The organism is Lysinibacillus sp. FSL W8-0992 (genome assembly GCF_038008685.1).
In the GTDB taxonomy this organism is placed as follows: Bacteria; Bacillota; Bacilli; order Bacillales_A; family Planococcaceae; genus Lysinibacillus.
The window spans coordinates 983,701-1,005,893 of sequence record NZ_JBBOZQ010000001.1 but is presented as its reverse complement, the minus strand read 5'-3'; the positions used below and the strand labels follow the sequence as shown (position 1 = coordinate 1,005,893).

Annotated in this window: 15 protein-coding genes, 6 tRNA genes and 3 rRNA genes; 4 read left to right on the top strand and 20 right to left on the bottom strand. The window is 40.5% G+C overall.

The features are described from left to right. The first annotated feature begins 194 nt into the window (after positions 1 to 194). Complete coding sequence (locus NSQ74_RS04825; protein ID WP_340821818.1) at positions 195 to 1,640, top strand: MDR family MFS transporter; 1,446 nt, start codon at positions 195 to 197, stop codon at positions 1,638 to 1,640. A gap of 142 nt (positions 1,641 to 1,782) precedes the next feature. On the opposite strand, the gene NSQ74_RS04820 is transcribed toward NSQ74_RS04825, so the two are convergent. Both NSQ74_RS04820 and NSQ74_RS04815 read right to left on the bottom strand, forming a co-directional pair. Continuing rightward, positions 1,783 to 2,001 carry a helix-turn-helix domain-containing protein gene (locus tag NSQ74_RS04820; protein WP_340821816.1) on the bottom strand — a complete coding sequence of 73 codons (219 nt, stop codon included), beginning with the start codon at positions 1,999 to 2,001 and terminating at the stop codon, positions 1,783 to 1,785. 10 nt (positions 2,002 to 2,011) lie between these two features. Continuing rightward, positions 2,012 to 2,497, bottom strand: coding sequence for a DUF2975 domain-containing protein (locus tag NSQ74_RS04815; protein WP_340821814.1), 486 nt, complete (start codon positions 2,495 to 2,497; stop codon positions 2,012 to 2,014). 296 nt (positions 2,498 to 2,793) lie between these two features. On the opposite strand from NSQ74_RS04815, the gene NSQ74_RS04810 reads away from it, so the two are divergent. Next, entirely contained in the window at positions 2,794 to 3,264 is a 471-nt protein-coding gene (locus NSQ74_RS04810; RefSeq protein ID WP_340821813.1) for a DUF2975 domain-containing protein, read from the top strand. Between the two features lie 306 nt (positions 3,265 to 3,570). Here NSQ74_RS04810 and glmS read toward each other — a convergent pair whose 3' ends face one another. The 14 genes from glmS to NSQ74_RS04740 form a co-directional block, all read right to left on the bottom strand. Continuing rightward, positions 3,571 to 5,373, bottom strand: a complete 1,803-nt coding sequence (gene glmS, locus NSQ74_RS04805) for a glutamine--fructose-6-phosphate transaminase (isomerizing) (protein WP_340821812.1) — start codon at positions 5,371 to 5,373, stop codon at positions 3,571 to 3,573. Positions 5,374 to 6,062: 689 nt separating this feature from the next. Further along, positions 6,063 to 6,584, bottom strand: a complete 522-nt coding sequence (locus tag NSQ74_RS04800; RefSeq protein ID WP_340821810.1) for a type 1 glutamine amidotransferase domain-containing protein — start codon at positions 6,582 to 6,584, stop codon at positions 6,063 to 6,065. 113 nt (positions 6,585 to 6,697) lie between these two features. Next, positions 6,698 to 8,053: a phosphoglucosamine mutase gene (gene glmM, locus NSQ74_RS04795; RefSeq protein ID WP_340821809.1), complete on the bottom strand. Its 1,356-nt coding sequence runs from the start codon at positions 8,051 to 8,053 to the stop codon at positions 6,698 to 6,700. 322 nt (positions 8,054 to 8,375) lie between these two features. Continuing rightward, positions 8,376 to 9,434: a CdaR family protein gene (locus tag NSQ74_RS04790; RefSeq protein ID WP_340821808.1), complete on the bottom strand. Its 1,059-nt coding sequence runs from the start codon at positions 9,432 to 9,434 to the stop codon at positions 8,376 to 8,378. After that, a complete protein-coding gene (gene cdaA / locus NSQ74_RS04785) occupies positions 9,427 to 10,263 on the bottom strand; it encodes a diadenylate cyclase CdaA (RefSeq protein ID WP_340821807.1) in 837 nt (278 codons plus the stop codon). The genes NSQ74_RS04790 and cdaA overlap by 8 nt, the downstream gene beginning before the upstream one ends. 149 nt (positions 10,264 to 10,412) lie before the next feature. After that, positions 10,413 to 11,036, bottom strand: a complete 624-nt coding sequence (locus tag NSQ74_RS04780; RefSeq protein WP_340821805.1) for a zf-HC2 domain-containing protein — start codon at positions 11,034 to 11,036, stop codon at positions 10,413 to 10,415. 13 nt (positions 11,037 to 11,049) lie between these two features. Then, the gene (sigW, locus tag NSQ74_RS04775) at positions 11,050 to 11,613 is read right to left on the bottom strand and encodes an RNA polymerase sigma factor SigW (protein ID WP_004225410.1); all 564 of its coding nucleotides are present in this window, start codon (positions 11,611 to 11,613) and stop codon (positions 11,050 to 11,052) included. Positions 11,614 to 11,747: 134 nt separating this feature from the next. Then, complete coding sequence (rocF, locus tag NSQ74_RS04770; protein ID WP_340821803.1) at positions 11,748 to 12,653, bottom strand: arginase; 906 nt, start codon at positions 12,651 to 12,653, stop codon at positions 11,748 to 11,750. Positions 12,654 to 12,833: 180 nt separating this feature from the next. Beyond that, positions 12,834 to 12,906: transfer RNA gene (locus NSQ74_RS04765), tRNA-Lys, on the bottom strand. Between the two features lie 15 nt (positions 12,907 to 12,921). Beyond that, positions 12,922 to 12,996: transfer RNA gene (locus NSQ74_RS04760), tRNA-Gln, on the bottom strand. Between the two features lie 20 nt (positions 12,997 to 13,016). Further along, positions 13,017 to 13,100: transfer RNA gene (locus NSQ74_RS04755), tRNA-Tyr, on the bottom strand. A 15-nt stretch (positions 13,101 to 13,115) separates the two neighbouring features. After that, positions 13,116 to 13,191 (bottom strand) — tRNA-Val (locus NSQ74_RS04750). A 74-nt stretch (positions 13,192 to 13,265) separates the two neighbouring features. Next, positions 13,266 to 13,340 (bottom strand) — tRNA-Glu (locus tag NSQ74_RS04745). Between the two features lie 116 nt (positions 13,341 to 13,456). Continuing rightward, positions 13,457 to 13,533: transfer RNA gene (locus NSQ74_RS04740), tRNA-Asn, on the bottom strand. A gap of 271 nt (positions 13,534 to 13,804) precedes the next feature. Here NSQ74_RS04740 and mbcS point away from each other — a divergent pair. Continuing rightward, positions 13,805 to 15,382, top strand: coding sequence for an acyl-CoA synthetase MbcS (gene mbcS, locus NSQ74_RS04735; RefSeq protein WP_340821802.1), 1,578 nt, complete (start codon positions 13,805 to 13,807; stop codon positions 15,380 to 15,382). Positions 15,383 to 15,513: 131 nt separating this feature from the next. Here mbcS and rrf read toward each other — a convergent pair. The 3 genes from rrf to NSQ74_RS04720 all read right to left on the bottom strand — a co-directional run bounded on the left by rrf (position 15,514) and on the right by NSQ74_RS04720 (position 20,490). Beyond that, positions 15,514 to 15,629 (bottom strand): 5S ribosomal RNA (gene rrf / locus NSQ74_RS04730). 71 nt (positions 15,630 to 15,700) lie between these two features. Then, positions 15,701 to 18,628, bottom strand: a 23S ribosomal RNA gene (locus NSQ74_RS04725). A 310-nt stretch (positions 18,629 to 18,938) separates the two neighbouring features. Continuing rightward, positions 18,939 to 20,490: ribosomal RNA gene (locus NSQ74_RS04720) — 16S ribosomal RNA — on the bottom strand. The 16S, 23S and 5S rRNA genes sit together here, the layout of an rRNA operon. A 270-nt stretch (positions 20,491 to 20,760) precedes the next feature. On the opposite strand from NSQ74_RS04720, the gene NSQ74_RS04715 reads away from it, so the two are divergent. Next, positions 20,761 to 21,417: a hypothetical protein gene (locus tag NSQ74_RS04715; RefSeq protein ID WP_340821800.1), complete on the top strand. Its 657-nt coding sequence runs from the start codon at positions 20,761 to 20,763 to the stop codon at positions 21,415 to 21,417. Between the two features lie 47 nt (positions 21,418 to 21,464). Here NSQ74_RS04715 and NSQ74_RS04710 read toward each other — a convergent pair whose 3' ends face one another. Next, entirely contained in the window at positions 21,465 to 22,139 is a 675-nt protein-coding gene (locus NSQ74_RS04710) for a KinB-signaling pathway activation protein (RefSeq protein WP_340821798.1), read from the bottom strand. Positions 22,140 to 22,193 lie beyond the last annotated feature (54 nt).

The following is a 22,193-nucleotide window of genomic DNA, read 5'->3' as shown; positions in this document are numbered from 1 at the left end:
TTGGATTTGACAATGCCGAAGATTCAATTAAAGTTAATATTATTTGATAAAAACCACCCGTTTATTCCGTAGAACATTTCTGTTCACAGTTAGGCTATTCATCTTACACAAGTAAAATAGATTTGTTATTTGGAAGATTTAAAGGTAAGTTATATATTGAATAAATTTAACAAGATGGAAGTTAGAGGAAAAATATGAGAAAAAAAGTTATTATGTCATTAATGTTAATGACTTTCCTTTCTGCTGTAGAAGGAACAATTATTAGTACAGCAATTCCCCGTATAACAAGTGATTTATCGGGTGTCGAACTCGTTAGTTGGGTCTATGCAATTTATATGCTTGCCACTGCTGTTTCGACTCCAATATACGGGAAACTGGCGGATTTATTTGGTCGAAAAAAGGTTTTACTTATTGGAGCTACAATATTTTTAGTTGGCTCTGCTCTTTGCGGTGTCGTGACATCGATGGAACAGCTCATCGTCTTTCGTGCCCTTCAAGGTCTAGGCGCTGGCGCTATTATGCCAATAACTATGACCATTATTGGTGACTTATATAGCGAAGTGAAAGACCGTGCAAAAGCACAGGGGTGGATTAGTGCCGTTTGGGGTATCTCTGGTGTTATCGGACCTCTCGTTGGCGGATTTTTAGTTGACTCTCTTTCTTGGCGCTACATCTTTTTCTTAAACGTTCCATTTGGAATTATTGCTTGTATAATGATTGTCATTTATTACAAAGAATCTATTAAGCCCGCTAAGCATCATATCGACTATCTTGGCGCAACAGTCTTCTCATTAAGTGCAATCGCTCTACTTTACGCGTTATTAACAGGTAGCAGTAAAAACAACTGGGGGGACATGACAATTATAGGTCTATTACTCTTTGCAGTTGTATCATTCGTTATTTTCTTATTTATTGAGAAGAAATCTCCGGAACCACTAATTCCGCTAGCACTTTTCTCTAACCGTACATTATCTACTATTAATATACTAACACTTATTTCGGGTGCAATGCTTATTAGTATTACGATGTATTTACCAATTTGGAGCCAAGGTGTATTAGGAAAAAACGCGACAGATGCTGGACTCATTTTAATGCCGCTTCCTGTTATGTGGACAGTCGGGACTATTTTTTCAGGTAAATTAGTTGGACGCTTGAATACGAAACAAATCATCCTCATTGGGGTTAGCGTTCTGTCAGTTGCTGCCTTTACTTTATTTACATTGTCAACAGATTCCCTAGCGTTCCTTATTTATGTTGGGGTTGGATTATTCGGATTAGGAATGGGACTTGTTTCACCTATTTACATGGTAACGATTCAAACAGCTGTTTCAAATCAAACACGCGGGACAGCAATTGGCTTAAATACATTTATCAATACGTTTAGCCAAACATTAGGAGCTGCAGTTTTCGGGGCGCTTTTCAACACGATGATCCATGCACATGGTATTCAACACCTTGATCTTGTATCATCTGGTGGTCATGGAGGAGCTACAGCAAACGTAGTAACCAAATCGCAAGAGGCACTAGCTTCTAGTGTACATTACATTTATATGGGTACTTTTATATTAGCACTACTAACTTTGTTAATTGTTTGGTTCTTTTTAAAGCCAGCCACTCAACTCGTGAACGAGCATAAATAACGAATAAATAAGCTATAAAGAGATTACTCTTTATAGCTTATTTTTTATCAGGTTACATCAATATAAATTAAAGAAGCAATACAATTAAGCTATCCTTTAAATTCTCTATCAACAACCGTTCGTTAATATTTGTTCCCTGTTTTTATTGTATGTCTTCATCGTCTTTATACTCCAAAATATCACCAGGTTGGCAATCTAAAGTTTTACAAATCGCTTCTAATGTTGAAAAACGAACCGCTTTTGCTTTCCCATTTTTTAGAATAGAAAGATTCGCCATAGTAATTCCAACCTTCTCCGAAAGCTCCGTTACGCTCATTTTTCGCTTTGCTAACATTACATCAATATTAATAATAATCGCCATATCATCCACCTCAGACCGTCAAATCATTTTCTGATTTTATGTTAATCGCTTCTTGTAAAAGCCGTTGGAGAATAGCAGCAAAAACGGCAATTACGAACGATGCAAAAATGATAATAAGTCCTATAAATCCAACAGGAGGATCAACTTTCTTCGCGATAAAAGAGAAGAGTGGCATACCCAATATATACAAACTACTGATTATAATCGCACAGCGCTTAATGTTCTTTAATGCTTCTACTGATAATTCCGAGAACGCTGTATTCTTCTCGATGTACCGTAAAAGTTTAAAGGCCTGATAGAGAGCAACGTAAAAAGGTACAGCCGCTCCATACATTACGATGAAAATGAGATATTTCATCGGTGAAATATGTGGATACAATTCCGATGCGAAATTCGCTATATGGGGCACTAAAAATATACATAAAGCAAGAACTGCAATTCCAGCCAGAAAAATAATTACCTTTAAAAAAGTGGTTGAACCGCGTTTAACATTCATAGTAAGCACCTCAGTTATTTAATGACAAAATAAATTTAACATAAAATTTATCGTTTTACAATAAATATAGATTGTTTTTCGCTATAGTATTAGGGTATCTTAACATCCTTATAATTTTGACAAAACGTATATTAGTTTTCATAAAAACTGAAGTACGTTCCCTACATGATTATTAAACAATTACTTAATAGCAATAATAATTTTATGAAAAACAACATAAATATATTGATAAACGATAAAAAATAAACTAATATCGTATTAAAACATATTATTATTAAATCAGTGAGGTGCTTCAAATGAATGTTAAACTAAGTTCAACTTTTTTCTTAAAGACCGTTGCTTTTCTTATTGGCGTTGCGGTACTTGCTGTGTGTATATATTGGTTACCTCAGGCTGCTATACGAGATGCGAAAGTGCATCCAGGAGATTACTCGATATATCCATTGCTAATAAGTGCCTATGGAGTATGCATTACGTTTTCTGTTGCGTTGTATCAAGCATATAAACTATTGAGTTATATCAGTATAAACAATGCCTTTTCTGAGGTATCCCTTAAATCCATGAAGGTTATAAAAAAGTGTGCTTTTACAATTATTATCTTCATTTTGTTTATAATAGTTTACTTAAGGGTTTTTGCTATGTTCACGGGTGAAGACGCAGCAGGTCCGATAGCACTTGGTCTAATAGGAATTTTAGTAACAGCTATCATTGCTGCCATTATAGACGTACTTCAAAAGCCCATAAAAATTATACTAAAAAAAATGTAGAGGTGTTTACTATGCAAGTATAGTAACTATTATCCCTACTGCATCATGACCCAGCGCCTATCTTTTTTGATATGACACTAAAACACTATATTAAGTTCAGGATTGAATTCGGTATTGTACCGAGCTCAATCCTTTTAATTTTACTTATATACGTTTGTAATTATAGTGTTCAATATACAGTTCAAGTTCACGCTTATAACTCAACAATATAGCCCGATTGTGGAATAAGAAAAGATCCTGCATATTATAGCAGGATCTTTAATGAATATTTTTTATAAAACTACAACAAACACAAACTCTCCAGCCTTACTCTACAGTTACTGATTTAGCTAAGTTACGAGGTTTGTCAACGTCGCAGCGGCGGTGTAATGCGGCATAGTAGCTAATTAACTGTAATGGTACTACTGAAACGAGTGGTGTTAAGTATTCATTGACATGCGGAATGATTAAACGGTCGCCGTCCTCGTCTACGCCAGCCATTGCGATAATACATGGATAAGCGCCACGTGCAGCTACCTCTTTAACATTGCCGCGAATATTTAATGCTACCGCTTCCTGTGTTACAAGGGCGAATACTGGTGTTCCTTCTTCAATTAAAGCAATTGTACCGTGTTTGAGTTCGCCACCTGCAAAGCCTTCCGCTTGAATATATGAGATTTCTTTAAGTTTCAAAGCACCTTCAAGACTTACACAGAAATCGATATTACGTCCGATGAAGAATGCATTGCGTGCAATTTTTAAATAATCTTCTGCGATATCTTCTAATACATCTTTTGAATCGATAATTGTTTGAATACCGTTTGCTGCAATCGCAAGCTCTTGTTTCAAATCAAATTCTAAGCCTTGACCACTTGCTTTTGCTGTTACATAAGCTGTTACTGCAAGTACTGCGACTTGTGCTACATATGCTTTAGTAGAAGCTACTGCGATTTCAGGACCTGCGTGTAATAATAGCGTATGGTCTGCTTCGCGTGACAGCGTCGAACCTTGTACGTTTGTAATTGTTAATGTTGGGTAACCTAGCTCTTTAATTTTCACAAGCACTTGGCGGCTATCCGCTGTTTCACCTGATTGTGTAATAAAGATGAATAGCGGCTTTTCTGATAGTAATGGCATATTGTAGCCAAACTCACTTGAAATATGCACTTCAACAGGAATACCAGCCATTTTCTCGAAATATTGTTTACCAATTAAACCTGCATGATAGCTTGTGCCCGCAGCGATAATGTATAAACGGTCTGCAGCTTGCAATGCTTGTAAAATATTTGCATCAATTGTTAAATCGCCATTTTCGCCTTCGTATGCTTGAATAATTTTACGGATAACCGTTGGCTGTTCATCCATTTCTTTTAACATATAGTGAGGGTACGTACCTTTTTCAATATCGCTCATATCAAGCTCTGCTGTATATGGTGCACGCTCTACTACTGTGCCGTCTAATTTTGTAATTTCCACACTGCCTTTGTGTACGATAACAACTTCTTTATCGTGTAATTCCACGAATTGATCCGTTACTTGTAGCATTGCCATCGCATCTGATGCAACTACGTTAAAGCCTTCACCTACACCTACAAGAAGTGGTGATTTGTTTTTCGCTACAAAAATTGTATCCGCCACTTCAGCATCTAACAATGCAAGTGCGTAAGAGCCGTGTAATAATGATAATGTTTTGCGGAATGCTTCTGCTGTTTGCAGACCATCCTTCACAAATAGCTCAACTAACTGCACGATAACTTCTGTATCTGTGTCAGATTTCATTGGAATGCCTTTTAAATATGTTTTTTGTAATAAATGATAGTTTTCGATAACACCATTATGCACAATCGTAAAACGACCTGATGCACTTTGATGAGGGTGAGCGTTTAAGCGGTTTGGCACTCCGTGAGTTGCCCAACGTGTATGACCAATCCCAACTTTTGCAGCAACGTCCTCGTCTACTGCTTCACGTAAGTCAGCGATACGACCTTTTTCTTTGAAGATCGTTACGCCCTCTTCATTGCGCACAGCAATACCTGCTGAGTCATAGCCACGGTATTCAAGCTTTTCTAACCCTTTTAATAAAATTTCCTTTGCATCTGATTCACCAATATATCCTACAATTCCACACATAATTACTTTTCCTCCGATATTGTCATATTAACGCAATGACAAACTAGACCTCAGCGTATCGAAATTTTTTCAGTGGGCGTAAACAGTACGACTTATTTTCATCTCAAAAATAAGCATACTTATGCGCGCACATCCTCGTACTATTTCAGCCATCTAAAATAGTGCTTTGCTTCGATATGTGAAGTTTTCCTATTTATCTATTGCTTTTACTTATACCTTCTCCATTTTCTGTACATTCAATCACTTAAATGCTTTCAAAATGAAAAATGACAATCGGGTATGTCGATTGGGAGGCATCCGCCGAATTTTCGATAAACCTCCACCTCGTCTGCTGAAGATGTCTTCGTCCAATTTCCTCAGCTCAGGCGCTATAATTGTTTTCCGATTTATGTGCTATCTTTCCCCCTTTTGCACTTGCTAAGCGGTCAAGGTCTAGCCAAGCCGTCAGCTTCTCCATAATACTCAATCATATGCTATTCGTCAAATTTTCGTTATAAAAACTTCTTCTTTTCCTCCTTTTTTAAGGCGAATTTTAGTGCAAAGACATAAAAAATTAGCTTCGCCAAGATTCTAGCAGTATTACAACCTCATACTAATGAATAAGATTCTTTAGAAGCAATACAAAACGTAAGACACAACATGTATCACAGGTTGCATCTTACGTTATGATTATTTAGAGTGCCTTTTAATTAGCTCTCTTTACTTGCAAGTAATTTCACAATTTCTCGATTAAAAGCGGGTAAGTCTTTCGGCGTACGACTTGTTACTAATTGCTTTTGGCAAACAAATACTTCTTCATCATGGAAATTAGCACCTGCATTTTCTAAGTCCACTTGTATGGACTTATAGCCTGTCGCATCACGCCCGTTTAAAGTCTTCGCTGTTATTAGAAGCTGTGGCCCATGACAAATCGCAAAGGTTGGCTTCATGTCGTCCATAAACGTTTTGACGAAGGCTACAATACGATCATCTGCACGTAAAATATCTGGTGAAAAGCCACCTGGAATGAACAATGCATCAAATTCTGAACCTTTGACTTCATCAATACCTTTATCGATTTTCACTTTCTCCCCATGTTTACCTTTTACTTCTTTTCCAGCCTCAGTATCAATTGTTACTAGCTCATGACCTGCTGCTTCTAACGCTTCCTTTGGACTTGTATACTCTACATCTTCAAACATATCTGTTATTACTGTTGCTATTTTAGCCATATCAATAAAACACCCCTTGTTATTGTGACTCAATAGTATTCTTCCCTCTCCAATCTATTTCAAACATAAAAAAACTCAATCTCTCAATAATGAGAGATCGAGTTACATGACAATTATTCTGTTAAACCCATTTCACTACGTACTACATTTGCAATACGTTCTACATAACGTTCACAGTCCGCTTCTGTAGCAGCTTCCACCATTACACGAACTAGTGGCTCTGTACCTGAAGGGCGAACTAATATGCGACCGTTACCAGCCATATCAGATTCAACTTCCGCAATTACGGCCGCAACTTTTGCATTTTCCGTCACTGCATGCTTGTCTGTTACACGTACATTTACTAAACGTTGTGGGAAAATCGTCATTTCTGCCGCAAGCTCAGATAGTTTTTTCCCAGTAGCCTTCATAATATTGACAAGTTGAATACCTGTTAACAGACCATCACCTGTTGTATTGAAGTCTAAGAAAATAATATGGCCTGATTGTTCGCCACCTAGGTTGTATTCATTGGCACGCATTTCTTCTACAACGTAACGATCACCTACAGCAGTTTGAACACTGTGCATATCGTTTTCTTCAACAGCTTTGTAGAAGCCCATATTACTCATCACAGTAGATACAATCGTTTGCTTTTTCAAACGACCGACTGCATTTAAGTGCTTACCAATGATAAACATAATTTGGTCGCCATCAACGATTTTACCTTTTTCATCTACTGCGATTAGGCGGTCCCCATCACCATCGAATGCTAAACCAACATCTGCACCCTTTTCAGTAACAAATGTAGCAAGACCTTCCGGATGTGTTGAACCAACACCGTCATTAATGTTAAGACCAGTTGGTGAAGCACCCATTGTAGAAATGTCTGCTTCTAAGTCAGCAAATAAATGAGTCGCTAGTGATGATGTTGCACCATGTGCGCAATCTAGTGCCACATGAATACCATCAAATTCTTCATCTACCGTTTGCTTTAAGTATTGAATATACTTTTGTCCACCTTCGAAGTAGTCACTTACAATACCTAAATCTGCTCCAATTGGACGTGGCAATGTATCTTCTGCATCAAGAATTGCTTCGATTTCTGCTTCTTGTGCATCAGTTAGTTTAAAACCATCCGGACCGAAAAATTTAATGCCATTGTCGGCAACTGGGTTATGTGAAGCTGAAATCATGACGCCTGCATCTGCACTCATAATTCGGGAAAGATAAGCAACACCTGGTGTAGAAATTACACCTAGACGCATTACCTCTACGCCGATTGATAATAGCCCGGCTACCAGTGCACCTTCAAGCATTTCGCCTGAAATACGTGTGTCACGACCAATTAATACCTTTGGACGCCCTGTTGCTGTTGCATCCTTCGTTAAAACATAGCCACCTACGCGGCCTAGTTTAAATGCAAATTCCGGTGTTAATTCACTATTCGCGACGCCACGGACGCCATCTGTTCCAAAATATTTACCCATTTTAATTGTTCTCTCCTTCAATGCAAGACGACCGCATCATGCTGTTTCCTGCGGACAATCGGACGGCTCGTCTGCTTACTTTTGGAAAAGTCTTTTTTCATTCATGTAGTAGTAGTTAGGCCTCTCTAACTATCTTTCAGAGGCTCTATAGCTCCAAGCTATTGGTACTCAGGCGTTGTACGTTTAATCTAACCAAATCGCACTTGTAATAATGTTAGCCTGAGCCTCACTTGTTCGTAGCATTTTGATTTATGCTAGAAAGCATGATTTGTTGAGACAGGAATCTCTAATGAATCAAGTTAAAATTATAGTCAGTTATTGTTTAAGAATCAATATCTTCTTCTGTGACAGAATCAGGATTTGTTTCTTCAGGTTTTGTTTCAGCATTTGCAGGCGTTTCTTTTTCTTCTTTTTCTACCTTTTCTACCTTGTCGGCTTTTTCTGCCTTAGTAACATCTGCTTTAATTTTAATTTTTTGTTCAGATACTTTAGTCGCACCATCTGGTAATTTTACATCAAATTCATATGTTTTTGATTCGGTAATTTTTGACAAATCAATTTCAACAGGTATTTCTGTTAAAACATCAATAATCGATTTTCTACCATATAACTTTAGCGTAGGCGTAACGAGCGTTAATTGATTTATTGTAATGCCTTCTGCTGCTTTACCAGTTTCCTTTATTGAGACCGGTAGTTCTTTGCTATATTCTCCAATATCTACTCGCACTTTTACTTTTTCTGGTTCTATCGTCACATCTAGTTTATTTAAATCGCGATCTAACACTTTAACTGCCGCTTCTTGAGAGAAGGATTGTTTCAGACCTTGTTCACCCGTTACAGTTGCTTTCACGTAACTAATGCTCTCAATAGCACTTTTTGCCCCTGTTACAAACACAGTCGCTGGGTTGGCAGACATTCCTTTTAGGTAATATCCTTCATCAATTAAACGATTATTCATTTCAGGATCGACACGGAATTCTTGTGTGACCTTTTCCTCAATATTTACATTCACTGTTGCTGGGTCGAGCGTCACTTGCAATTTATCAGAAATATTCTCGTATTGTAGTTTGACATTATGTTCACCTATTAATAAATCATTTAGGTCAACAAATATTGAGAAATCCTTCACTAGCTTTGTATTTAAAGCAATTTGCTTTGGTCCTTTAATCGTGACATTAACTGTTTTCGGTATACCCGTTACAATAAGATTATCGTCATCATAATAAACCTCTACTGGGACATCTTGAATCACTTCCATCTGTTCATTCATCGCAGTCTTATCTGTAGAAGATAATTCGGTCCGAACAGAGAAAAATAGTAAGCACGCTAGGAAAAGTGCAATGATCCGCAATACCCAAGGGCTATCCATCATTTTATCCATTCTTTTTCCCCCTCCAAGTCAACTTAGAGGCTGCATTAGATTCTTGTACTGAGCCGAACCACATTTTACGTAATAGTGTTTCGAATTCCTCTAGAGAAAGATTGCGATGTAGATTACCGTTTAACGTAATACTAATTGCTCCAGTTTCCTCAGATACGACAATCGTTATCGCATCTGTTACTTCACTGAGCCCAAGAGCTGCACGATGTCGTGTTCCAAGCTCTTTCGAAATAAACGGACTTTCAGAAAGCGGTAAATAGCAAGCAGCTGCTGTGACCTTATCTTTCTGCATAATGACAGCCCCATCATGAAGTGGTGTATTCGGTATGAAAATATTTATAAGTAATTCAGACGAAACCTCTGCGTTTAAAGCGATTCCCGTTTCAATATATTCATTTAGGCCTGTGTCTTTTTCAATAGAAATTAACGCACCAATACGGCGTTTAGCCATATAACTAACAGATTTCTTCATAGCCTCAATCAGTCTAGTTTGCTCTTCTTCTTCTTGACTTGTTGAACGTTGGAACAGCTTGCCTCGGCCAATTTGCTCAAGACCACGTCTGATTTCAGGCTGGAAGATGATAATGATAGCCAAGAAACCAAACTCGATTACTTGTTTTAGCATCCATCCTAATGTTTCTAACCCCAAAAAGTCTGTTGCAATGCGTGCAATAATAATGACGAAAATGCCTTTTAATAATTGGACAGCTTTCGTCCCTTTAATGAGGGTTAAAATTTTATAAACAACGTACCAAACGAGCAGTACATCTATGAAGTTAATAACAATATTCACTGGTGTTAAATCCGTGAATTGTTCGATAATTTGCACGTGGCATCCCCCACTTTTCATTGCGAATCCATACACATTTAAGTATAGCACATTCTTTTCAAATGTAACTTTTTTCAAAAGAAAAGTCTACCCAGATGAGTAGACCTTTCATCCTCTCACGTGCACTACCATGTAGGACGTATAGAGTTCTATTTAGTTTCTTTTTCCTCAAATGTCATTGCAGTCTTAACGGAATTTTTGATGGAATACCATAACCATTCAAACGCTTCGTCTATTTCCTCGATTTTACCTGAAACAACTGCAGAAGATGCCATATACTGGCCGTTAATAATCGTTACATTGCCATCTACTTCACCCTCAACAATTAAATCGCCATTTTTAACGACAATATCGCCCTTTACAACCTCACCTTTTGGTACTATAACCGTTTGTCCTTCAACAACTAGGTTTGGTTGTTTTGTAACAGAGAAATGCTGATCATCCATAAAGTTACCCAATAAAGTAGCACTCATAAATAAACAGAAAACTGCTGCCGCAACAAAGAACGGATGACGGCGAATCCATTTTTGCATACCTACACGACTTTTGGGTTTCGGTAAACGAGCCATCACCGCAGCTTCAAAATCTGGAGGTGCTGTAATATGGGAAGCACTCTTCACAAAGGCGATCGTTTCACTCAATTCCTGCATCAATTGCTTGCAATCACCGCATGAATGCAAATGTTGTTTCAACTCTTGTTCATGCTCACGACTAATGTCACCGTCTAAATAATCATGCATATAATCTATGATATGCTCTGGACAAATATTCATGACGCTCCCCCTCCTACAGATTGTTTAATTGCTTTCGTAATGCTTCACGTCCGCGGTGAATTCTCGTTTTCACTGTCCCAAGAGGCATATCCAAAATTTCACTGATTTCTTGTAACGATAATTCTTCAATATATTTCAATACTATAACTGAACGATATTTATCCGGCAATCGTCCAATCTCATATTGAATGCGATCTTGTAGCTCCATCTGCTCTAACTGCTCTTCTGGTAGCTGGTCATCTGCTGCAATTTGCGAATACATATCCAGCCCTTCTGTACCAGCTACCTCCGCATCTAAGTAATAATCCGGCTTTTTCTTTCTAATACGGTCTATGCAGAGGTTCGTCGCAATTCGATAAAGCCACGTCGAAAATTTTCTTTTTTGATCAAAAGTATGCAAATTCATATAAGCGCGAACAAACGCTTCTTGTGCAATATCCTCAGATTCTTGCTTGTTTCCTAACATTCGGTAGCATACTTGGTACAGTTTGTGCTGATAGAGACTCACAATATCGGCAAATGCGTTTTGATCGCCTTTAAGCACTTGTTTTATTCTCTTATTTACTAACGCATCCATTGTGTTTACTTCTCCACCTTTACAACTGTCTTATACTATACGGCCCGACTATAAGAAAAGTTTCAATTTATATTCAATTATAACAAAAGAATTTTACTCAATGTGGCGATAAACAATATTTTCACAATTTGGAATTAAACTAGTGTCTCACCAAATAAAGAACCTATTAATGCCACAGCTACATCTGCAGTTTTATTTTTTTCGTCTAATATTGGATTTACCTCAACAAACTCAGCAGATGTTAGCATTCCTGATTCTTGTAGCATTTCCATCGCTAAATGACTTTCTCGATATGTTATGCCACCTGGCACTGGCGTACCTACTCCTGGTGTATAAAGTGGATCTAGACCATCTAAGTCTAACGATAAATGTAAGCCATCTACTTTACGTTCTTGTAAATAGGCAATAGCATCTTCCATTACACGCGTCATTCCAAGGCGATCTACCTCATGCATTGTATATACTTTAATTCCTTGTTGGCGAATTAGCTCACGCTCACCAGGATCTACTGAACGTGCCCCGATAATAATTACATTTTCAGGTTTAACCTTTGGTGCATAGTTACGAATTTGTACAAGGCGTTCATGCCCTAAGCCAATACTAACAGCAAGTGGCATACCATGGATATTACCAGATGGTGTAGTTTCAGGTGTATTTAGATCCGCATGTGCATCAAACCAAATAACGCCTAAGTTTTTGAAATGCTCACCTAGTCCTGCAAGTGTCCCGATTGCAATACTATGATCTCCACCAAAGACAAGTGGGAATTTTTTTTGCTCTAATGCTTCATGTACTTGATTTGCTAACGATGTACTAACATCTACAACTTCTTCTAAATTTAATAGCTGTTTATCTATTTTATTACTCTCTTGTACTTGGCTAACAAGAATATCTCCCTGATCCTCTACTTTGTGACCAATTGCTTCTAATCGCTCTACAACGCCCGCATAGCGGATTGCGCTTGGCCCCATGTCAACTCCTCTTCGTGTTTGTCCGTAATCTGTTGGAACTCCAATAATTGATACTTGATGTTTATTCATTATTTTATACCCCCTTTTCTTAATAAGACTATTGTAAAGCCTACAATGTACTTGGCTCAACCCCACAAAAAACCGTATATTTATACATTTTAAAACAGCTAAAAAAATCTCCTGCTGTTTTCAGCAAGAGATTAGTATCTGTAGTTAATGTTACACTTTTGAATTTAAATTATAGAAAAGTGAGCCATGAAGGACTCGAACCTTCGACCCTCTGATTAAAAGTCAGATGCTCTACCAACTGAGCTAATGGCTCAAATTAAGAAATGAATGGCTGGGGTACCTGGATTCGAACCAGGGCATGACGGAATCAAAATCCGTTGCCTTACCGCTTGGCTATACCCCATTCATTTGTATAAATAAAACTGGTGGAGGGGGACGGATTCGAACCGCCGAACCCTAAGGAGCGGATTTACAGTCCGCCGCGTTTAGCCACTTCGCTACCCCTCCGAAAAAAACACAATATGGTGGAGGATGACGGGCTCGAACCGCCGACCCTCTGCTTGTAAGGCAGATGCTCTCCCAGCTGAGCTAATCCTCCATAGAGACAGGTGTTTATTTCTTCACAGTTTATTTATCTTTTTAAGCCTATGCATTACTACGATGCTTAGAAAATGGTGACCCCTACGGGATTCGAACCCGTGTTACCGCCGTGAAAGGGCGGTGTCTTAACCGCTTGACCAAGGGGCCATTCGTTATGTCTCAAACAAGACAAGATTTATATTAACATCATTTTCATTATGATGCAAGCCTTTTTCAATAATTTCTTTTTAAAAATAACTTTTAATTAAAAAAGGGCAAAAAAATGGCTCCGAAGGCAGGACTCGAACCTGCGACAACCTGATTAACAGTCAGGTGCTACTACCAACTGAGCTACTTCGGAACAATACTATTCAATTCGGTTTTAACAACCTCTTAAGTACATTTATTATTATAGCAAGCATTCTAAATTATGCAATACTTTTTCAAAAAAAATTATTTAATTTATTGCATAATTTTTAATCCGTAGGTACTAAAGCACAATAGTTCTCTATTAAATCTAATATTTCTATTTTGTGCATCAAATATTCTTGCTGTATATTATTGTAATTGCTAAAATAAAAATAGTTTTAAGAATTTTCTATTAAATTTGTTTTGGGGAGGAATGTTCATATATGGTAACAAATGATTTAATTGCACCAGAACTTTACAACATCACAGAGGAATTAGAGAAGTTTTCGCAGGATAGTGATCGTCAAGCTATAAGATGGTTGGATACAAAGCAAAATCGTCGAACAATTTCTTATGCCGACCTTAGTCAAAAAATGAATCAATACGCGAATGCGTTTACTGAACAGGGACTTCAAAAGGGTGATTGTGTTTTAGTCATTATTCCACGTCTACCAGAAGCATATTTTGTTTTCCTAGGTTGTTTAAAGGCTGGTATAGTTCCTATCTCTTGTTCTGAGATGTTACGTGCAAGTGATTTAGAGTATCGTATGGAACACTCTTCTGCAACAGCAGTTATTGCCTACGAGGCTTTTACTAGCGAGGTTGATCAAATTACTTCTTCCGTCGCGGCTTTAAACAATAAATTAGTCATTGGTAATGCTACAAACAATTGGGTATCTTTAGATGCATTAGCTGACAAGCAATCAACAAACTTTACGGCTGTAGCTACAAAACGTGATGATATGGCGTTTCTTTCATATACTTCCGGAACAACGGGTAAACCTAAAGGAGTAGTTCACTCTCATGGCTGGGGTTATGCGCATATTCGAACAGCAGCTTCCAAATGGCTTTGTGTACGTGAAGGTGACCTAGTATGGGCTACAGCAGCACCAGGTTGGCAAAAGTGGATTTGGAGTCCATTTTTATCGACGATTATGTTAGGAGCAACTGCTTTCGTCTATCATGGTAGTTTCGATCCTCATACTTATCTTCAGCTTCTTCAGGACGAAAAAGTAAATGTACTTTGCTGTACACCTACTGAATATCGTATTATGGCAAAGATTGATAATCTAAAAGATTACAAATTAGCCGAATTAAGAAGTGCCGTATCTGCAGGCGAGCCGTTAAATCGTCCAGTAATCGAAACATTTATGAAAAATTTCGGCCTTAAAGTACGAGATGGCTATGGACAAACGGAAAATACATTATTAATTGGTACACTTGAAAACACCGAATTACGACCTGGCTCTATGGGTGTTCCTACACCAGGAAATATTGTGCGTATTATTGACCATGAGGGCAATGAGGCACCTGTAGGAGAAGTCGGAGATATCGCTGTCCACAAATCATCACCAGCTTTATTCAAAGAATATTATCGTGAACCTGAACGCACACAAGCTGCTTTTAGAGGCGATTGGTATATTACAGGAGACCAAGCAAAATGCGATGAAGATGGTTACTTCTGGTTTGAAGGACGTGGAGATGACATTATTATTTCATCAGGCTATACAATTGGTCCATTTGAAGTAGAGGATGCTTTAAATAAGCATGAGGCTGTACAAGAATGCGCTGTTGTCGCTGCACCAGATGAAATTAGAGGTAATATTGTTAAAGCCTTTGTAATCCTACGTGAGAGCTTCCGAGACCGTGATGAGGAAGAATTAACAAAAGAGCTTCAGGAGCACGTTAAAGCTTTAACAGCGCCATATAAATACCCACGCAGTATTGTCTTTATAGATGAGCTGCCAAAAACAACATCGGGGAAAATCCGACGTGTAGAGCTACGAGCTATAACTGTTTAAAAAATTTAAAGAGACATTTCACCTATCGTGATGAAATGTCTCTATTTTTTGTTCTATTTCAGTTAAGTTAAATAATATTTATATAAAAATAAAAAAAGCCACTACTGAGTGTATCAGCAGCGACTTTTTGCGCCTAGCGACGTCCTACTCTCACAGGGGGAAGCCCCCAACTACCATCGGCGCTAAAGAGCTTAACTTCCGTGTTCGGTATGGGAACGGGTGTGACCTCTTTGCCATCATCACTAGACCTTATATTTTGTTGAAAGATTTTGTTCTTTCAAAACTGGATAAACGGTTCATTGAATGTTTCAAACTTTTTTGGTTAAGTCCTCGATCGATTAGTATTCGTCAGCTCCATGTGTCACCACACTTCCACCTCGAACCTATCTACCTCATCGTCTTTGAGGGATCTTACTTACTTGCGTAATGGGAAATCTCATCTTGAGGGGGGCTTCATGCTTAGATGCTTTCAGCACTTATCCCGTCCACACATAGCTACCCAGCGATGCCTTTGGCAAGACAACTGGTACACCAGCGGTGTGTCCATCCCGGTCCTCTCGTACTAAGGACAGCTCCTCTCAAATTTCCTACGCCCACGACGGATAGGGACCGAACTGTCTCACGACGTTCTGAACCCAGCTCGCGTACCGCTTTAATGGGCGAACAGCCCAACCCTTGGGACCGACTACAGCCCCAGGATGCGATGAGCCGACATCGAGGTGCCAAACCTCCCCGTCGATGTGGACTCTTGGGGGAGATAAGCCTGTTATCCCCGGGGTAGCTTTTATCCGTTGAGCGATGGCCCTTCCATGCGGAACCACCGGATCACTAAGCCCGTCTTTCGACCCTGCTCGACTTGTAGGTCTCGCAGTCAAGCTCCCTTGTGCCTTTACACTCTACGAATGATTTCCAACCATTCTGAGGGAACCTTTGGGCGCCTCCGTTACCTTTTAGGAGGCGACCGCCCCAGTCAAACTGTCCGCCTGACACTGTCTCCTGCCCCGCTAAGGGGCATGGGTTAGAATTTCAATACAACCAGGGTAGTATCCCACCGACGCCTCCTTCGAAGCTGGCGCTCCGAGATCTCTGGCTCCTACCTATCCTGTACAAGTTGTACCAAAATTCAATATCAGGCTACAGTAAAGCTCCACGGGGTCTTTCCGTCCTGTCGCGGGTAACCTGCATCTTCACAGGTACTATAATTTCACCGAGTCTCTCGTTGAGACAGTGCCCAGATCGTTACGCCTTTCGTGCGGGTCGGAACTTACCCGACAAGGAATTTCGCTACCTTAGGACCGTTATAGTTACGGCCGCCGTTTACTGGGGCTTCAATTCGCAGCTTCGCTTGCGCTAACCACTCCTCTTAACCTTCCAGCACCGGGCAGGCGTCAGCCCCTATACGTCACCTTACGGTTTTGCAGAGACCTGTGTTTTTGCTAAACAGTCGCCTGGGCCTATTCACTGCGGCTCTCGTGCGCTTGCACGCTCAAGAGCACCCCTTCTCCCGAAGTTACGGGGTCATTTTGCCGAGTTCCTTAACGAGAGTTCTCTCGCACACCTTAGGATTCTCTCCTCGACTACCTGTGTCGGTTTGCGGTACGGGCACCTCTCACCTCGATAGAGGCTTTTCTTGGCAGTGTGAAATCAGGAACTTCGTCCATACGGACTCGCCATCACAGCTCAACGTTACAGTGTGCGGATTTGCCTACACACACGCCTTACTGCTTGGACGCGCACAACCAACGGCGCGCTTACCCTATCCTACTGCGTCCCCCCATTTCTCAAACGGTGAGGAGGTGGTACAGGAATATCAACCTGTTGTCCATCGCCTACGCCTATCGGCCTCGGCTTAGGTCCCGACTAACCCTGAGCGGACGAGCCTTCCTCAGGAAACCTTAGTCATACGGTGGACGGGATTCTCACCCGTCTTTCGCTACTCATACCGGCATTCTCACTTCTAAGCGCTCCACCAGTCCTTCCGGTCTGACTTCAACGCACTTAGAACGCTCTCCTACCACTGACATCGTAGATGTCAATCCACAGCTTCGGTGAATCGTTTAGCCCCGATACATTTTCGGCGCAGCGTCACTCGACCAGTGAGCTATTACGCACTCTTTAAATGATGGCTGCTTCTAAGCCAACATCCTGGTTGTCTGTGCAACGCCACATCCTTTTCCACTTAACGATTACTTTGGGACCTTAGCTGGTGGTCTGGGCTGTTTCCCTTTTGACTACGGATCTTATCACTCGCAGTCTGACTCCCGTGTATAAATATCTGGCATTCGGAGTTTGTCTGAATTCGGTAAACCGGGATGGCCCCCTAGTCCAAACAGTGCTCTACCTCCAGTATTCTCATCACGAGGCTAGCCCTAAAGCTATTTCGGAGAGAACCAGCTATCTCCAAGTTCGATTGGAATTTCTCCGCTACCCACACCTCATCCCCGCACTTTTCAACGTGCGTGGGTTCGGGCCTCCAGTAAGTGTTACCTCACCTTCACCCTGGACATGGGTAGATCACCTGGTTTCGGGTCTACGACCACGTACTAATTCGCCCTATTCAGACTCGCTTTCGCTGCGGCTCCGCCTTCTAAAGCTTAACCTCGCACGTAATCGTAACTCGCCGGTTCATTCTACAAAAGGCACGCTATCACCCATTAACGGGCTCTAACTACTTGTAGGCACACGGTTTCAGGATCTCTTTCACTCCCCTTCCGGGGTGCTTTTCACCTTTCCCTCACGGTACTGGTTCACTATCGGTCACTAGGTAGTATTTAGCCTTGGGAGATGGTCCTCCCGGATTCCGACGGAATTTCACGTGTTCCGCCGTACTCAGGATCCACTCTGGAGGGAATGAACTTTCGACTACAGGGCTTTTACCTGCTCTGGCGGACCTTTCCAAGTCGCTTCATCTAACTCATTCCTTTGTAACTCCGTATAGAGTGTCCTACAACCCCAAGAGGCAAGCCTCTTGGTTTGGGCTCTTCCCGTTTCGCTCGCCGCTACTCAGGGAATCGATTTTTCTTTCTCTTCCTCCAGGTACTTAGATGTTTCAGTTCCCTGGGTCTGCCTTCAAGACGCTATGTATTCACGTCAAGATACTACGCGATTAAACGTAGTGGGTTCCCCCATTCGGAAATCTCCGGATCAAAGCTCACTTACAGCTCCCCGAAGCATATCGGTGTTAGTGCCGTCCTTCTTCGGCTCCTAGTGCCAAGGCATTCGCCGTGCGCCCTTAATAACTTAACCTTCAACGGCTTCCAATCCACTGCGCATTTCGTTGTCAGCTTCTTTCGTTCAGTCAGTCACGTACGTAAGTACGCTCCTTCTTTCACTCAATTGCTTCCTAGAACTGCTTGTGTCTTGAAACCCTATTATTAGTTATTAAGCCTAAAAAACTTAATTTAAAAATAAATGTGTTTGTTACAATTTCAATGTCGTTTTATCCAGTTTTCAAAGAACAAGTTTTGAAGTATTTCATCGTAATGATGAACCTTCAAAACTGAACGCAAAACGTAATCTTACAAACCCAAGGTTTGTATTCCGAAAATATCCTTAGAAAGGAGGTGATCCAGCCGCACCTTCCGATACGGCTACCTTGTTACGACTTCACCCCAATCATCTATCCCACCTTCGGCGGCTGGCTCCAAAAGGTTACCTCACCGACTTCGGGTGTTACAAACTCTCGTGGTGTGACGGGCGGTGTGTACAAGGCCCGGGAACGTATTCACCGCGGCATGCTGATCCGCGATTACTAGCGATTCCGGCTTCATGTAGGCGAGTTGCAGCCTACAATCCGAACTGAGAACGACTTTATCGGATTAGCTCCCTCTCGCGAGTTGGCAACCGTTTGTATCGTCCATTGTAGCACGTGTGTAGCCCAGGTCATAAGGGGCATGATGATTTGACGTCATCCCCACCTTCCTCCGGTTTGTCACCGGCAGTCACCTTAGAGTGCCCAACTAAATGATGGCAACTAAGATCAAGGGTTGCGCTCGTTGCGGGACTTAACCCAACATCTCACGACACGAGCTGACGACAACCATGCACCACCTGTCACCGTTGTCCCCGAAGGGAAAACTGTATCTCTACAGTGGTCAATGGGATGTCAAGACCTGGTAAGGTTCTTCGCGTTGCTTCGAATTAAACCACATGCTCCACCGCTTGTGCGGGCCCCCGTCAATTCCTTTGAGTTTCAGTCTTGCGACCGTACTCCCCAGGCGGAGTGCTTAATGCGTTAGCTGCAGCACTAAGGGGCGGAAACCCCCTAACACTTAGCACTCATCGTTTACGGCGTGGACTACCAGGGTATCTAATCCTGTTTGCTCCCCACGCTTTCGCGCCTCAGTGTCAGTTACAGACCAGATAGTCGCCTTCGCCACTGGTGTTCCTCCAAATCTCTACGCATTTCACCGCTACACTTGGAATTCCACTATCCTCTTCTGCACTCAAGTCTCCCAGTTTCCAATGACCCTCCACGGTTGAGCCGTGGGCTTTCACATCAGACTTAAGAAACCACCTGCGCGCGCTTTACGCCCAATAATTCCGGACAACGCTTGCCACCTACGTATTACCGCGGCTGCTGGCACGTAGTTAGCCGTGGCTTTCTAATAAGGTACCGTCAAGGTACAGCCAGTTACTACTGTACTTGTTCTTCCCTTACAACAGAGTTTTACGAACCGAAATCCTTCTTCACTCACGCGGCGTTGCTCCATCAGGCTTTCGCCCATTGTGGAAGATTCCCTACTGCTGCCTCCCGTAGGAGTCTGGGCCGTGTCTCAGTCCCAGTGTGGCCGATCACCCTCTCAGGTCGGCTACGCATCGTCGCCTTGGTGAGCCGTTACCTCACCAACTAGCTAATGCGCCGCGGGCCCATCCTATAGCGACAGCCGAAACCGTCTTTTAGAATTGTCTCATGAGAGACAACAAGTTATTCGGTATTAGCCCCGGTTTCCCGGAGTTATCCCAAACTATAGGGTAGGTTGCCCACGTGTTACTCACCCGTCCGCCGCTAACGTCAAAGGAGCAAGCTCCTTATCTGTTCGCTCGACTTGCATGTATTAGGCACGCCGCCAGCGTTCGTCCTGAGCCAGGATCAAACTCTCCATAAAAGAAATTTGATTAGCTCAAATTGTTTTGCTGGCATCAATTTTGATGTCCAAAATTTTGTTTCGTTCACTAACATATGTTAGTTAATAAAAACTATATTGATTACGTTTTGCTTGTTCAGTTTTCAAGGTTCATTTTGTTTCGTTTGTCGCGTCATCTCTTGGCGACTTATACATAATAACATCGATTAATCATGAAAGTCAACACAAAATCATAAGTTTTTTTAAGGAGTTTATTTTTATGTTTAAATTTATAGAAATGGGGTTTTTAATATGCTTCGTAAAACGTTGATATCACTAGTGGTCATAGTAATATTGTTTATCTTTATTAAACCAATAAATTCTACGATGATTTCTGTATTTAATATTGCTAATGCACCGACGGTTGTAACAAAAGGGCATTATGGCACTTCGCTTATTGTCGAAATTTCCTTTTCTGATGATAAACTTTTAGATTGGCTTAAAAATGTAAAAGCACCTTATCCGCTTCTTCTTTTAGATGCGGCATGGATTGAACGATCACCTGAGCATCTAAAAGTAATACAAGAAAGAAAACTGCCCACAGGATTACTAGGTCCCGAGGATTCAGTAGAAGAACCAATTGATATTGCATTGCTGCAAAAAGATGTTGGTACTTATGAAAAATATTTAAAGACAACACCACTTTGGTTTGCTACACGAAATCATCAGTATTCTCAGGATTTACAAAAAAGCTTATTTCAAAAACAAATAAATATTCTTTCTCCTTCACTCATTTGGCAAGGAGAAAAAACGCCCGAATTACAAAAAGGAGATTTTTTATTTCTTCCTTTACATCAAGACACTAAGGTCACTTTTAAAGAGTTAAATACATTATTGCAACAAAATAAATTTATGTCGATTGAAGAAAATATATTCGGTTACTCAGTACAATCAAAAAAAACCCCATAATAAAAGTAGCCTCATCTATATGTGAGGCTACTCATTTTTCACGTTAACTATGCATTTTTTGCCTGATTAAGTCGCGCTTTACGTCGTTCTTCTAATTTTTTGCGATCTTCATCGGATTTTGCGTTGTATTTTGGTAATACTAATAATTGATATGCATTTACAGCTAGTAATGGGAATAACAATAATGCAACATATTCGTTAATATTTTCATCGCGCCCCATTAATGCGATTGTCCACTCTAATGTTGTAACAACAATCATAAAAAATAATGCAGACACTAGAACATGTTTTTTTCCTGTCATTTTAACTTTTTGTACAGCTGTAGCAATTGAAGCGAAAATTAATACAATTAACAAACCTAAATAAAATACCCAGCTTTGTCCATCCTTTATACCAGGTACAAAACGGAAGAACACAATATCAAAAATGGTAATAACAATTAATAATAGCTGTACCCAATTCCATAATGTCAGTGTTCTAAAGATGTTAACACCTACCTGATGGAGCGTTAAATAAGCAAAAAAGCCTGCCTGTGCGATAACACTCATCGTAAACCCTAGGAATACCATCCATAAAATTCCTGCTAAAAACTCACCCCATTGACCATTTGCTACATATGGTTGAAAGAAGCTCCATCGAATAAACAAACTAAAAATTCCGTTGACTACGCCACCAACGAGCATTGCAAAGAAGAAAAACTTTGCCCAATTTCGTATCGTCACAACTCAAAGTCCCCCAATTTCTTCATATATCTGTAATCATTTTAACAATGCATT

Excerpts from the sequence above, each read along its gene's own strand:
- NSQ74_RS04825 (WP_340821818.1), top strand. The coding sequence starts at position 195 with ATGAGAAAAAAAGTTATTATGTCATTAATGTTAATGACTTTCCTTTCT.
- NSQ74_RS04820 (WP_340821816.1), bottom strand. The coding sequence starts at position 2,001 with ATGGCGATTATTATTAATATTGATGTAATGTTAGCAAAGCGAAAAATG.
- NSQ74_RS04815 (WP_340821814.1), bottom strand. The coding sequence starts at position 2,497 with ATGAATGTTAAACGCGGTTCAACCACTTTTTTAAAGGTAATTATTTTT.
- NSQ74_RS04810 (WP_340821813.1), top strand. The coding sequence starts at position 2,794 with ATGAATGTTAAACTAAGTTCAACTTTTTTCTTAAAGACCGTTGCTTTT.
- glmS (WP_340821812.1), bottom strand. The coding sequence starts at position 5,373 with ATGTGTGGAATTGTAGGATATATTGGTGAATCAGATGCAAAGGAAATT.
- NSQ74_RS04800 (WP_340821810.1), bottom strand. The coding sequence starts at position 6,584 with ATGGCTAAAATAGCAACAGTAATAACAGATATGTTTGAAGATGTAGAG.
- glmM (WP_340821809.1), bottom strand. The coding sequence starts at position 8,053 with ATGGGTAAATATTTTGGAACAGATGGCGTCCGTGGCGTCGCGAATAGT.
- NSQ74_RS04790 (WP_340821808.1), bottom strand. The coding sequence starts at position 9,434 with ATGGATAAAATGATGGATAGCCCTTGGGTATTGCGGATCATTGCACTT.
- NSQ74_RS04780 (WP_340821805.1), bottom strand. The coding sequence starts at position 11,036 with ATGAATATTTGTCCAGAGCATATCATAGATTATATGCATGATTATTTA.
- sigW (WP_004225410.1), bottom strand. The coding sequence starts at position 11,613 with ATGGATGCGTTAGTAAATAAGAGAATAAAACAAGTGCTTAAAGGCGAT.
- rocF (WP_340821803.1), bottom strand. The coding sequence starts at position 12,653 with ATGAATAAACATCAAGTATCAATTATTGGAGTTCCAACAGATTACGGA.
- mbcS (WP_340821802.1), top strand. The coding sequence starts at position 13,805 with ATGGTAACAAATGATTTAATTGCACCAGAACTTTACAACATCACAGAG.
- NSQ74_RS04715 (WP_340821800.1), top strand. The coding sequence starts at position 20,761 with ATGCTTCGTAAAACGTTGATATCACTAGTGGTCATAGTAATATTGTTT.